Here is a 14,008-nt window from a genome sequence, read left to right as displayed (position 1 = left end):
AGTGATGAAATATCACTGCTTAAGCGGATATGGCTAGGAATATACCCTTAAATTACGTATAATCCGCGCGAATTTTTTAAACTTGCTCACATTAAGGAAGCTCGTTATGTCGATCGAACGCACATTCTCTATCATCAAGCCAGATGCAGTTGCTAACAACCACATTGGCGCTATTTACAACCGTTTTGAATCAGCTGGTCTTAAGATCATCGCTTCTAAAATGGTTCACCTATCTAAAGAACAAGCTGAAGGTTTCTACGCTGAACATAGCGCACGTCCTTTCTTTGGCGCTTTAGTGTCTTTCATGACATCTGGTCCAGTTATGGTTCAAGTGTTAGAAGGCGAAAACGCTGTTCTAGCTAACCGTGAAATCATGGGTGCAACTAACCCAGCTGAAGCTGCTCGTGGCACGCTTCGTGGTGATTACGCTGCAAGCATCGACGAAAACGCAGTTCACGGTTCTGATGCTCTTGAATCAGCAGCTCGTGAAATTGCTTACTTCTTCAGCGCTGATGAAGTGTGCCCACGCACTCGTTAATTATTGCTGTAAGTTGATTAAAAGGAGCTTCGGCTCCTTTTTTTTGTTCGTTTCCTCAATACCTCCTCTATTCATGTCTACTCTGCGATTTATAAAGCAGCTAGTCACATCAGAAACGCTACATTTATGTAACATTCCACCTTCGGTGTGTGATGTGAATTGACAGTCTGCTATGTTCGAAACTCTCCAACTTTAATGAGTCATAATTGGGTTAAATATAATCAATCTTGATTTTTTTAGGGCTAATTAGCAGAGCATATGTCGGTTTATATTAGGTTTTTTGAATGGAATTCAGCTAATAAAATAGGAGGAGAGTTAGTTTTTGAATAAATAATCAATAATATTGAAATGTCATTCTGATGATTTTTAGGGCAATTATTAAATTTTTTTGTAAATATTAAAAATTAATTTTTGATGCATTTCATGATCAATTGTTATTTATTTGTTGTCTTTGTTTTAAGTTTGTTTTTTTATTGGCTTTTGTTTGTTCTTTTGTGGTGCCTTATATGTTTGTTTTCTTATGTTAATAAATGTTAATAGACTGAGTTAATACAGTGTAATTTGCTAAATTATTGATTTTAATGGGATTGGTTTAAGTCAAATTAATTATCAATCTTGATGTCAAGTGTGATGTTGTTCACATGTTGCCCTTATTGACTAAAGGTTTTTTATTCATTAATAATGTTTTTCAATGATTGGCACTGACCAATTATTCATAATTAAAAATATAACGACTTGTTTTATTTTATTCCAAGTTATAGGGAGTTTATTCATGAGTTCAGTCACATTAACTGCTAAGGCAATTCGCCGTAGTTTAATAGCTGTAGCAGCAACAAGTGTCGCGACAACAGGCTTATTTTCTTCAGTAGCATTTGCTGCCGACGAACAGAAAGTTGAAAGAATCGAAGTAACGGGTTCTCGTATCCAACGTCAAGACATGGAAACAGCTTCTCCAGTAACCATCATTTCTGCTGAAGCTATTCGCGCAGAAGGTTTCACTTCAGTTGACCAACTACTTCAAGCTCAAACCTCAATGGCTGGTGCCGCTCTAGGTTCTAGTTCAAATAACGGTTCAGATGGTATTGCACAAGTTGACTTACGCGGCATGGGTTCTCAACGTACGCTAGTGTTATTAAACGGCCGTCGTATGGTTAACTCTGGTTCGGGTGCAGACAGTTCTGTCGATTTGAACTCTATTCCTGTATCTATGATCGCTCGCGTTGAGATCTTAAAAGATGGCGCTTCTGCGGTATACGGTTCTGATGCTATTGCTGGTGTTGTTAACATCATCACCAAGAAAGACTTCGAAGGCTTCCAATTCGATCTTAACGGTAGCACTACTAGCGAAAGCGACGGTGAGACAGGTGAGTTAAGCGGTTTATACGGTTTCAATACTGATGGCGGTAACTATACTGTCGGTGCTGCGTATTCAAAACGTGAAAGCGTTATTCAGTCAGATCGTAGCTGGACAGAGCCAGGTGCAAGTTCATTTTTACCTACTGGTTCATTAGGCGGAAAAGTACGCAATGACGCTGGTGAATGGGTTGCTCGTTCTACAGGTTATGACTACACCACGAGCAGTTATTACCAAACACCAAACGAGCGTTACAGCTTGTTTGCTAATATGATTCAAGAGTTAGACAATAATTTAGTGCTAAGTGGAGACGTTCTTTACACTAAACGTAAGTCTGATCAGCAACTTGCTCCGCAACCTGCTGATGTAATGCTAAACGTATGTGGCGCTCCAGGTGTTGAAGCTGGCGCAGCATGTATTACTCTTGATTCTGCTATGACAGCTGGTGGTGTTGAAGCTGATGATACTGGTCGTGTAAATTACCGTCGTCGTACGACTGATGCTGGTCCGCGTATTTATTCTCAAGATACTGATACATTCCGTATCTCTGCGGCTTTGGCTGGTGAGTTTGATATCAATACCGGTATGAACTGGGATATCGCATACACTTACGGTAAAAACAAAGCTGATTCAAGCGTTGATAACTCAATCAACGCAACTAATCTTAAGCAATCTGTTTATGCTAACCAAGATGCATGGTTCACAGGTGTTCCATTAACGGGTGATATTGTTAATGACATTAGCTTTACCGATAATGCTAATGGTGGTAACGAGCAGCATGTTGTTTCTGCAGGCTTAAATGGTGAGTTGTTCGATGTAAGTGCTGGTGCAGTTGCTTTTGCTATCGGTGCTGAATATCGTTACGAAAGTGGTTTCTATAATCCAGATCCTGTAACAGTAGCTGGCGATAGTACTGCTGCTCAGCAAGATCCTACTGACGGCAACTACAATGTTTTCTCTGTATTCGAAGAAGTTAGTGTTCCTTTTACCGAAAAATTAACCGGTGATTTTGCACTTCGTTATGACGATTACTCAACATTCGGTAAAGCATCTACTTGGAAAGTGGGCCTTACTTATGAAGCATCTGATGATTTAATGCTTCGTGGTGTAGCGGCAACAGGTTTCCGTGCACCTAGTATCAGCGAGTTATTTGGCGGTGATACCGGTTCATACGACTACTTAGATGATCCTTGGGGCAACGCTCAAGATCCACAGATCTTAACGCGTTATACTTCAGACAGTAACTTAAAAGCTGAAGAATCAGATTCTTACACAGCTGGTTTAGTTTACTCACCTAGCTACGTTGAAGGTTTATCTTTAACGCTTGATTATTGGCGCTTTAAAGTCACCAATGCTATTACACGTTTAGATGTTCAAGCGGGTCTTGATGCATGTTTTGCTAATGCTTCTGCTGCTGCATGTGAAACCTTTAACATTGGTCCAAATGGTGATTTGTCTAACTTAACAAATACGTTAACTAACGTAGGTAGCCAAGACACAAGCGGATTAGACTTTAACTTAGCTTATAACTTTGAAGCGTTATCGTTAGATTGGAAAATCAGCAACGATACAACTTACTTGATCAAGTTTGAGCAAGAAGATAACAACTACACCAACAATATTGATGGTAACTTTGGCGCGTATGCTCGTATACGTAACAACTTCAATATTCAAGCTGGTCAAGACAGCTGGAGTGTTAACTACTTCAACCGTTACATTGGTGAAATGGACGACTTAAATACAGGCGATAAAGTGGATGCGATTCTGTACCACAACGTTGCCGGTACTTACTATGTTACGGACATGATTACCTTGAGCGCTGGCGTGAAAAACTTAACCAACGAAGAGCCATCACGCGTATCTAATGGTAGTGACGGCGGTACTGTACCAGAAGTGTATGACACTATCGGTCGTCAGTACTACGGTGGCGTATCTGTTAAGTTCTAAATAACAGAGACACATAAAACAGTCTGATATTGATACTGTTTATTACGAAAAGGCCTACATTTATGTAGGCCTTTTTTATGATGATTATTTTATACTGGCTAGCTAGGTTGCAGATCTAAGTGTGCTTTACAGACGTTAATGGCTAGTGATCTAAGCGTAATTCATGCCGATGTTCTCGACGAAATTTTTGTTCGCATTGAGTGCAACGTTGTTCCGTTGGATCTGTGATTAGGCGATATGCTTCTATGTCGACTTCACAATCTGAGCAAAGCCCATATAAACCCAGTTCAAGTTGACAATATGCAGCATCTAGTCGCATTAGCCGAGTAAAAATATCGGTGTCGGCGAGTTTTACTTGTGGTAGATAATCAATTAGTTGCCCAAGAGGGGTTTGCATTGTGACATGAGCAACTTCAGTCGATTTTAATGAATCCTTAATAACGAGCATTAACTCACGTCTCAAAATAAGTTCAAGTTGTTGAAGTTTTTGCTTTATATCCTGAGAATTGTGCAACTGAGATAACCTTAACTGACTATGCCAATGTAGATAATCTATTTTAAGCACAAATAGAGCCGACGTTATGACGAAGATCAATTCTCGATTAGATTTTTGAGATAAAAACATGAATAATAATTTACTTTTTATTCATGTTAGCCAAGGTTAATGGTCTGTGCTGGAGAGGCTCTAGGGGCTTTATTAACGAATAGGTGGTGAATCAATCACCCTATATAGAACACTGATAATAATAACGTTGCGCTATTAACTTTGTTTAGGATAAACACAGTTTAACGAGGTGAATGACATAACCCAATCAAACTGCGTTAGATCCTAGCCTAGAGCCGCGATATTGCTAGTCTATAACAGTGCGCGATGAGCGTTTTGTAAGGTATTAACGATTTCTTCGGTTGTTTTAAACACTCGCAATTCTCTAAATAAGGTATCCGCTTCTGGGTATTGACGATTTAAGTAACTAAACCATTGTTTAATCCGTGAGGGATAATAGTCCGACTTTCGTCCGGTGAGTTCTTTGTCACTATAAGCCATGAGTAAACTTAATGTTTGTTGCCAGCTAAACGGGATTGCACCGGTTTTAATGGTGTCACCTAAGTTCGGTAGCGATATAGCACCTCGGCCAATCATTACACTGTCACAACCCGTTATATCCATACAACGTTGCGCATCAGCAGCATTCCAAATCTCTCCATTTGCAATAACGGGAATAGGCAGGCGTTTTCTGACTTCGGTAATGTATTCCCAATAAGCAGGGGGCTTATAACCGTCGGTTTTACTGCGAGCATGAATAGCCAGCTCTGTTGCGCCGGCTTCATACACAGCTAAGGCATTTTCCATAAATAACGACTTATCTTCGTAACCTAAACGGATTTTGGCAGTAACTGGATGTTCTGACGGTACAGCATCGCGCATGGCCTTAACAATGTTATAAATATTCTCTGGGTATTGCAGTAACACTGCGCCGCCTTTACTTTTATTGACGGTTTTTGCTGGGCAACCAAAGTTTGCATCAACGCCGTTTGACCCTAGTTCTATGGCTCTAATGGCATTTTGTGCCATCCACTCTGGCTCTTGTCCTAACAACTGAACACGAACTGGTGTACCTGATGCAGTTAAACCTTGATGATGTAACTCTGGACACAGTTTGTAGAAGACTTTTTCAGGTAATAGTTGATTGACTACCCTGACAAATTCCGTCACCACCAAGTCAAATGGATTGATGGCTGACAAAATTTCACGCATATGGTCATCTACCACACCTTCCATCGGAGCTAAAATAACGCGCACAATACACCTTGCTGCAGTAAAAAGTGGGCTATTTTAACGTGTTTATTATCGGATAGCAGCACTAAATAGTGCCATGACCATCTTTGTCACGACGTTAAGTAAATTATTATTAATAATCATATTGATATGATTGTTGTTGTGTCTATGTTAAATGTATATAGCGTTATTTTTAAGCTTGCCTAGCAACAATTAATGTTAATAAAATGGATTTTTTTCACATTTCGGATATTTTTTTGTAATAAACGTTACTAACGGCAGGTCTCTTTACACAAGCCGGCAATAATGCTGGTCAGCATTATAATCACGACTTAAGGATATAATTATTATGAATTCAATCAAACAAACTACGTTAGCGGTTGCGTTAGGTTCAGTTGTAATGACGGCTGGTTTTTCGGCGCAAGTAGAAGCAAATCCATTTGGTTTTCAACAATTAACTTCTGGTTATCAACTTGATGGCGGAGAAGGTAAGTGTGGTGAAGGCAAATGTGGCGACATGAAAAAATCAGCGGAAAAAGCGGCTGAAGGTAAATGTGGCGACATGAAACAGTCAGCGGAAAAAGCGGCTGAAGGTAAATGTGGCGACATGAAGCAATCAGCGGAAAAAATGGCTGAAGGCAAGTGTGGCGACATGAAACAGTCAGCTGAAAAAGCGGCTGAAGGTAAGTGTGGTGACATGAAAAAATCAGCGGAAAAAGCAGCTGAAGGCAAGTGTGGCGACATGAAACAATCAGCTGAAAAAATGACTGAAGGTAAGTGCGGCGGTCAAAAATAACAGTTTGCTTCTGTTTGATAATGCCTAGGCTTATCTAATACAATTAAGGCCTGAGATTCAGGCCTTAAATTTATCTGTTTTTTATCGAATATTTAGTTATATCAATACTTAAAAAAAATCATCAAGGACACGCATTATGTCTACAAATCATGCTCATGGCTTAGCCAATGTCGGTTTAGGGCTTCGTCGAGAAATGTTAGACGAATTTTGTCAGCATGTGCCTGCCGCAATTGAGTTTTTTGAGGTTGCACCAGAAAATTGGATGACCCTAGGAGGTAAGTTTGGTCGTCAATTTGCTCAATTAACCGAACAACATCGTTTTTTTTGTCACGGATTATCTTTATCCATTGGTAGCCCGCAAGCTTTAGACACTCAGTTTGTACACAAGATAAAACACTTTTTAGATCGGCATAACATCGATATTTATTCCGAACATTTAAGTTATTGCTCGGGAGCCGGTCACATGTACGATCTTATGCCGATCCCTTTTACTGACGACGCAGTGATCCACACAGCTAAAAGAATAAACCAGGTTGAAGAGATACTTGAGCGGCCATTTATTTTAGAAAATGTTTCCTTCTATGCCGCTCCTGGTGCACAAATGAGTGAAGTTGAGTTTGTTAATGCCGTTTTGCAAGAAGCTGACTGTAAGCTGTTACTTGATGTGAATAACATTTATGTTAATTCAATTAATCATCAATATGATGCTAATGCTTTTTTGGCGGCTATGCCGACCGAGCGGATTGAATATTTACACATTGCTGGGCATTATCAAGAAGACATTGATTTGGTTGTTGATACCCATGGTGCCGATATTATCGATCCTGTTTGGGGATTATTACAGCAATGCTATCAATTACACGGTGTACATCCCACACTGCTTGAGCGCGACTTTAACATCCCTAAAACCGACATTCTGCTCAATGAAATTAATCAAATCCATCAATACCAACAACAAGCTTTACGTCAGCAGTCATTACTGAGGAAGGCATAATGGGTTTTATGCAAGTACAGCAACAATTTATGGATTACATTCGTGATCCTAGCTTGCCATTACCAGAGGGTATTGAGCCTAGGCGGATGAATATCTATCGAGAGTTATTTTTTAATAATATCAGTGGTTTTGTCTCCAGTGCTTTTCCGGTACTTAACAGTCTATATCAGGATGAACAATGGCAAGCATTAGTGCAGAAGTTTTTTCGGTCTCATGATTGTCAAACACCAATATTTGTCGAAATTGCCAGTGAGTTTTTAGCGTTTTTGCAGCATCAATATCAAATCACACAAGATGACCCGATTTTCATGTTGCAGCTAGCGCATTATGAATGGTTAGAGTTATGTGTGGCAGTCGCGCCAGACACACCATCATCTCAGTTGCTCGTTTCTGGCGATCTCGCCCAGCGGCGATTATGTTTGGCCACTTGTGCCAAGGTCGCGCAATACGCTTTTGATGTTCAACATATTAGTGTTGACTACCAACCCATTGAACCTACACCGCAAGCGAACTTTTTTTGTGTGTTTCGAGATTTAACTGAGCAAGTTGCTTTTTTGCAACTGACGCCTCTAAGCGCACAAGTATTGGCTTACATTGAGCAAATGAGCCTTTCTCAACAAGGTGTCACCGTAGAGGCGATTATTGTGTGGTTAAGTGAACACTACCCACAAATGTCCAACGACACCTTATTATCAGGCTGTTTACCTTTACTCCAACAATTGGCGCAAAAGGGGATTATTATTTCATCAACTTAGTCATAATAGGCTTAAAAAATTTATGGTTTTTATTTTATAAAGATAGGTCTAAAATGAGCCACTTTTTGTGACTGGCCTCACACTTGCTGTTCGCTAAGTTAACCTATTGTTAACCTATCATAGCGAATGAAAGTGTTAAGCTATTGCAGTAACAACATCACCTGAATGTAGGAATAATCATGAGTCAGCCTTTTAAAGACCCGTTTAACATATTTTATTTCGTTGGTTTTATTTTGGTTTTATTAATTCCAACATTACCCGCGAGTCTTTCATGGTTGAAAGCAACAGGATTAATTTAACGCTAACTTCAGGTTAACCTGTCATGATGTGTCTACTAAACCACTCTGCTAGAGTGGTTTTTTGTTTCTGATGAGGGTGCTTATGGCGGTAAAACGTGGTTTTTTTCTAATAATAGGCCTGTGCAGCCTTGTTTTAGGCTTAATAGGTATTGTGTTGCCTTTATTGCCAACAGTCCCGTTTATTCTGCTGGCTGCTTTTTGTTTTTCCCGTTCAAATGATCGCTTGCACCATTGGTTAGTCAATCATCCATGGTTTGCCGAAGGTATTCGTCAATGGCAATCGAACAGGGCATTGAGTCGTCCTCTTAAGAAAAAAGCAATGTTGATGACCGTGCTAAGCTTTGGGGTTAGCATTGCCATTGTGCCGATTGTTTGGGTGAAAATGATGTTATTGTGCATGATGCTTTTTTTAGTATTTTTTTTGTGGCGGATCCCAGAGTTAGAATAATAAATCGTCAGTTAAGGTAAGCTAGTTGCAACTGAGATTAAACGGGCATAAGATCAGCTAAGTATTTTTACCAGAGTCCACACGCAACGTGGACTTTTTTATTGCGTAATCACTTTTATAGAGTTAACTAAAATTATGATGAACCAAGACAGTTTAGCGCTTATTAAGCAAAGCATTAAAACCATTCCTGATTATCCAATACCAGGCATCATGTTCCGTGACGTCACGAGTTTGCTTGAAAATGCAGAAGCTTATAAAGCCACTATTGCGATTTTAGTGGCTCATTATCAATCAAAAGGTTTCACTAAAGTGGTTGGTACGGAAGCGCGTGGTTTTTTATTTGGTGCGCCACTAGCTTTAGAGCTAGGTGTTGGTTTTGTACCTGTTCGTAAACCAGGTAAATTACCCCGAAAAACCATTAGCCAAACCTATGATTTAGAATACGGTAAAGATACCTTAGAAATTCATGTCGATGCCATTAATGCCAATGATAAAGTGTTAGTGATTGATGACTTGCTCGCCACGGGTGGCACGATCGAAGCAACAGTAAAGCTTATCCGCCAACTTGGTGGTGAAGTGTCTCACGCTGCATTTGTAATTTCATTACCAGAAATTGGTGGTGAGAAGCGTTTGCAAGGTATGGGAATTGAAGTATTAAGCTTATGTGAGTTTGATGGTGAGTAAATAGTAAAATAAACTGCTATTTTATTAAGCAGTTAACTGTATTCTGCACTATCAAATACATGCTCAACAATAGCATGCCAGCCCTTGGCATGTTATTGTTAACCCCTTTATAGGGATTGACTCCCGATAGCTCTCTGTGGGGAATTTCATGTCTTACCAAGTACTCGCCCGCAAATGGCGTCCAGCTAAATTTGACCAAATGGTTGGCCAATCTCATGTATTAATGGCACTAACCAATGCATTAAGTCAGCAAAGGTTACATCATGCTTACCTGTTTACCGGTACGCGCGGTGTAGGTAAAACCAGTTTGGCGCGTTTATTTGCTAAAGGTCTCAATTGCGAAACTGGTGTAACGGCTACACCCTGTGGCGAATGTTCTAGTTGTATTGAAATTGCTCAAGGTCGATTTGTTGATTTAATTGAAGTCGATGCCGCTTCTCGTACTAAAGTTGATGATACTCGTGAGCTCCTCGACAATGTTCAATATCGTCCTTCACGTGGCCGTTTTAAAGTGTATTTAATTGACGAAGTACACATGTTATCGCGTAGCAGTTTTAATGCATTATTAAAGACGTTAGAAGAACCGCCCGAACACGTTAAGTTTTTACTGGCGACTACTGACCCGCATAAATTACCTGTTACCGTATTATCTCGCTGCTTACAGTTTAATTTGAAAAGTTTGTCGCAAGATGAAATTACTAAGCAGTTAGCGTATATCATCAGCCAAGAAAACCTACCTTTTGAGCCACAAGCATTGAGTTTATTAGCTAAAGCCGCTAATGGTAGTATGCGTGATGCGCTTAGTTTAACGGATCAAGCTATCGCTTTTGGTAGTGGTCAAGTCATGTTGACACAAGTACAAACCATGCTCGGCAGCATTGATGAAAAACATGTGCTGGCTTTATTAAAAGCCTTATGTGACGCTGATGTGGGTCCATTAATGCAAACCGTGTCAAAAGTATTAGCATTTGGTGCTGACGCAGAAGAAGTACTGCGCAGTTTATTAGAGCTACTGCACCAAATTACCTTGACTCAGTTTGCCCCAGCGGCTGCGCAGCAATCACTGTTTAGTGAACAAATTTTAGCGTTTGCACAGCAATTAGCGCCTGAGCAAGTTCAGCTTTATTATCAAATGTTACTTAACGGTCGTAAAGATTTGGCTTTTGCACCTGATCCTAAATCAGGCTTGGAAATGGCATTATTGCGCGCCGTTGCATTTACCCCTGAAAAACAAGTAAAACGTTGGGTGACAACTACACCTGCAGATATTAATTTAAGCGTGATTGATCATGCCTTATCTCCCACACAAGAGGTCATTGAAACAGGCCCAAAGCTTGATAATCAGTCTCAAGCGAATAGCGCGTTAGCAGCAACGATATTACCAGTTCAAGCAGAAGCTGCGACGATGAATGTTGAGACTGACACTGACGAGGTTGTTGATGATGAGCCAGCCGCTGCCTCACTAATAGCAGAACAAGCTTTATTGCTCAGCCAAGCACAAAGCCAAGGTTTTGATGAACAATCGCCCCAAAGCCGCGTTGATACCCAAAGCCACGTTGATATAAGTGCACAGGCGTTTGCTCATTCAACGGCTGATAATATTGCCGTGAGCACTGAAATCGGCGAATCAACTGCTTCAGACAGCAAGATTGATGCGCCCAAACATGACACCACTGAAGCGCAAGAGTTTTGTGAGCAACAGGCATTAGCTGTTAATCCCACAGATACAAGCAGTAAGAGCGATGTCGACGCCAATACCGCACAAGATAGTCAAGAAAATCAGCATGCTCAGGACGTAGATAATGGATCATTTGATGGTTATTCTTTTACGGATTATGATGCTTCTGATGAAGCATCAATGGAATACCAGCCGTCTGATCATGATGAATATATAGCTTTTTCGGCGTTAAATCAGACTCCAGAGACGAACAGTGTTGATACTGCAAAGGGCTCTCTGTCTGCGCCGAAAACGGCGGATCATACTGATGCCTCGGCTAGCAATAGTGTAGACAATAGTGTCGATGACAGCACTGACATTAGCAGCAAAAATGTCAGCCATAGCATTGAACAAGATTTGCTTCGCGCTGATGATTTAGACGACTTTCTTGACGAAGTACTCGCTAGTCGTGATTCTCTCATCGCTGATGTTGGGGCTTTACAGCAAAAAGATGAACTCGCCAAAAAAGAAGCCACTAAATCAGTTTCTTCAAGAGTGATCAAACCATCCAATTCGCCGGCAGTAAACTCAGAACACTTAGCCGCTGAGCCTAAAACACCTGAATCTACTGCGCCCAATACCAGTGCAGTGTTATCTGCTGTGACTACTAAAAGCGACATTTCTCCGGCTGTCAGTGATTATGATAGACCTCCTTGGGTCGCGCCCAAAGAGGGCGAACAAGTTAATGCATTTGCAGATGTTCAATCACATGATAAATCTGCCGTTGAAGCCACAATTAACCAGCCGAGCAATGTTTATCAGCAGGTTAATCAACAAGATCTGAAGCCTGCTAGCGCTGTCGTCGCCACTAACCCACAGAGCATGACAGAGCCTAAAATGACTCAATCGCATGCATTGGCCCAGTTTGAGCCACACAGTATCCAAGGTGATGAGGTTGATTTGCACTGGTATAAAGTGATGACCCATGTCTCTGTTGGTGGTAGGGTGCGACAATTAGGTGTTAATTCAGTGTGCTCTGGTTTGTCCAATCCAATAGTGTTGGTGTTAAAACCGGATCAAAAACATTTGTCAGCGCAAACGGCTATCGATCAATTGCAAGTGGCGTTAACTGAATACCTCGAGCAACCGACTGAAGTACAGATCCAGATTGGCGTTGTACCAAAACGAGAAACACCGCTTGAGTTACGTAAGCGTTTTCACCGTGAACTTATCGCACAGGCGCAACAGTCTATTTTGCTTGATGATAAAGTCCAGTGGATGGTCCAGCGTTTATCAGCGCAATTAGACAGTGACAGTATTGAATATCCATCGGAGCAATTGGGGCAAATTGCCCAAGAGATTGCGCTTATTAGTGCCTCATAAATGAACAAATACGCTAATCTTGCTTGAGATGAAGTTATCTTCATCTCAAAAGTATCTCAGTAAGATTGCCAATCGAATTTATTTCAGTAAGATTAGCGTCATTATGGCGACTTGCTAACAACCTTAATTAGAGAGAGAAACGACTATGTTTGGTGGAAAAGGCGGTATGGGCAATTTAATGAAACAAGCCCAGATGATGCAAGACAAGATGGCTAAAGTGCAGGAAGAAATTGCGCGCACCGAAATGACGGGTGAAGCGGGTGCTGGCTTGGTTAAAGTAACCATGACAGGTAACCACAATGTGCGTAAAGTTGAAATTGATCCGAGTTTAATGGAAGACGATAAAGAGATGTTAGAAGATCTTATCGCTGCCGCCTGTAATGATGCTGCTCGTCGCATTGAAGAAAATCAAAAGACTAAAATGGCCGAAGTCACTGGGGGTATGCAACTACCACCTGGCATGAAAATGCCGTTTTAATCGCATTTATTTGCTAAAAAAGCTCAAGCATTAATGCTTGAGCTTTTTTATTTTCAGTCCAAAATATCTAAAGCTCGTTTAGCGCCCAAAAGGATTAACCTTTGCATTCGAGCGCCGCACAGACAATAATCGCACTGCGTTGGTGTGACCGCAGATTGGCACAGCCTTTCATCTCGACAGTTTCACCCATGACATCAAAATAAGTTTAGTTATTAAGGTATTGGCAATTTATGAAATTTAGTCCTTTGGTTGATGAATTAATCCAATCTTTACGTGCACTGCCTGGCGTTGGGCCAAAGTCTGCGCAGCGAATGGCATTTCAATTACTTGAGCGTGAACGTAAAGTGGGTCTCAAGCTTGCCGATTCGCTACAAAAAGCCATGTCAGAAGTTGGACATTGCCAAAGTTGCCGTACATTCACCGAACAGGATTTATGCCCTATCTGCAGTAGCCATCGCCGGGTTAATTCGGGGATCATTTGTGTGGTTGAAACGCCTGCTGATGTGCTAGCGATTGAAGCAGGTGGACATTTTAATGGTCGATATTTTGTGCTGTTAGGACATCTGTCACCCTTAGATGGTGTTGGCCCTGAAGAGCTTGGTTTGGCTTTACTGGAACGTCATTTAACCTCTGATGATGTCAGTGAGTTAATCCTTGCCACCAACCCGACCGTTGAGGGGGATGCTACAGCACACTTTATTGCCGATATGGCCAGAAGACATAATGTCGTCATCAGTCGTATTGCACATGGTGTGCCTGTCGGTGGTGAGCTTGAATATGTCGATAGCACTACCTTAGCGCTATCATTTAATGGTCGTATTCCACTGCTGTAAATCGATACGGTATTAAAACGATCTTGTGCCAGCGGCTCCTTAATCGGGTTTTTTGGCATTTTTAT

The 14,008-nt window shown here is 41.0% G+C and carries 12 protein-coding genes; 10 read left to right on the top strand and 2 right to left on the bottom strand.

Annotated features, from left to right (window positions below; genetic code table 11):
- Positions 1-106: 106 nt before the first annotated feature.
- Together ndk and H5114_RS15885 are read left to right on the top strand one after the other, a co-directional pair.
- Positions 107-538 carry a nucleoside-diphosphate kinase gene (gene ndk, locus H5114_RS15890; RefSeq protein ID WP_124016072.1) on the top strand — a complete coding sequence of 144 codons (432 nt, stop codon included), beginning with the start codon at positions 107-109 and terminating at the stop codon, positions 536-538.
- 772 nt (positions 539-1,310) lie between these two features.
- On the top strand, positions 1,311-3,839 hold the full coding sequence (locus H5114_RS15885; protein WP_124016071.1) for a TonB-dependent siderophore receptor: 2,529 nt from the start codon (positions 1,311-1,313) through the stop codon (positions 3,837-3,839).
- A 142-nt stretch (positions 3,840-3,981) separates the two neighbouring features.
- Here the strand turns inward: H5114_RS15885 and H5114_RS15880 are convergent, their stop codons facing one another.
- Positions 3,982-4,287, bottom strand: a complete 306-nt coding sequence (locus H5114_RS15880) for a TraR/DksA C4-type zinc finger protein (RefSeq protein ID WP_371698052.1) — start codon at positions 4,285-4,287, stop codon at positions 3,982-3,984.
- Positions 4,288-4,695: 408 nt separating this feature from the next.
- Positions 4,696-5,640: a tRNA dihydrouridine(16) synthase DusC gene (dusC, locus tag H5114_RS15875; RefSeq protein ID WP_182723445.1), complete on the bottom strand. Its 945-nt coding sequence runs from the start codon at positions 5,638-5,640 to the stop codon at positions 4,696-4,698.
- Between the two features lie 325 nt (positions 5,641-5,965).
- Between dusC and H5114_RS15870 the strand changes: the two genes are divergently transcribed.
- From H5114_RS15870 to recR, 8 genes are all read left to right on the top strand, one after another.
- Positions 5,966-6,412, top strand: a complete 447-nt coding sequence (locus H5114_RS15870; protein ID WP_124016068.1) for a hypothetical protein — start codon at positions 5,966-5,968, stop codon at positions 6,410-6,412.
- A gap of 136 nt (positions 6,413-6,548) precedes the next feature.
- A complete protein-coding gene (locus tag H5114_RS15865; RefSeq protein WP_124016067.1) occupies positions 6,549-7,406 on the top strand; it encodes a DUF692 domain-containing protein in 858 nt (285 codons plus the stop codon).
- Positions 7,406-8,161: a DUF2063 domain-containing protein gene (locus H5114_RS15860; RefSeq protein ID WP_124016066.1), complete on the top strand. Its 756-nt coding sequence runs from the start codon at positions 7,406-7,408 to the stop codon at positions 8,159-8,161. The genes H5114_RS15865 and H5114_RS15860 overlap by 1 nt, the downstream gene beginning before the upstream one ends.
- 381 nt (positions 8,162-8,542) lie before the next feature.
- Entirely contained in the window at positions 8,543-8,908 is a 366-nt protein-coding gene (locus H5114_RS15855; protein ID WP_182723444.1) for a YbaN family protein, read from the top strand.
- 132 nt (positions 8,909-9,040) lie between these two features.
- On the top strand, positions 9,041-9,592 hold the full coding sequence (apt, locus tag H5114_RS15850) for an adenine phosphoribosyltransferase (RefSeq protein ID WP_101088153.1): 552 nt from the start codon (positions 9,041-9,043) through the stop codon (positions 9,590-9,592).
- Positions 9,593-9,740: 148 nt separating this feature from the next.
- Complete coding sequence (gene dnaX / locus H5114_RS15845) at positions 9,741-12,632, top strand: DNA polymerase III subunit gamma/tau (RefSeq protein ID WP_182723443.1); 2,892 nt, start codon at positions 9,741-9,743, stop codon at positions 12,630-12,632.
- 145 nt (positions 12,633-12,777) lie between these two features.
- Positions 12,778-13,110 carry a YbaB/EbfC family nucleoid-associated protein gene (locus H5114_RS15840; protein ID WP_011637860.1) on the top strand — a complete coding sequence of 111 codons (333 nt, stop codon included), beginning with the start codon at positions 12,778-12,780 and terminating at the stop codon, positions 13,108-13,110.
- Positions 13,111-13,340: 230 nt separating this feature from the next.
- Positions 13,341-13,943, top strand: coding sequence for a recombination mediator RecR (gene recR / locus H5114_RS15835; RefSeq protein ID WP_124016062.1), 603 nt, complete (start codon positions 13,341-13,343; stop codon positions 13,941-13,943).
- The last annotated feature ends 65 nt before the right edge of the window (positions 13,944-14,008 follow it).

Source organism: Shewanella sp. SR43-8 (assembly GCF_014163775.1).
GTDB classification, from domain to species: domain Bacteria; phylum Pseudomonadota; class Gammaproteobacteria; order Enterobacterales; family Shewanellaceae; genus Shewanella; species Shewanella vesiculosa.
This window is presented reverse-complemented; position numbering and strand designations above follow the sequence as displayed.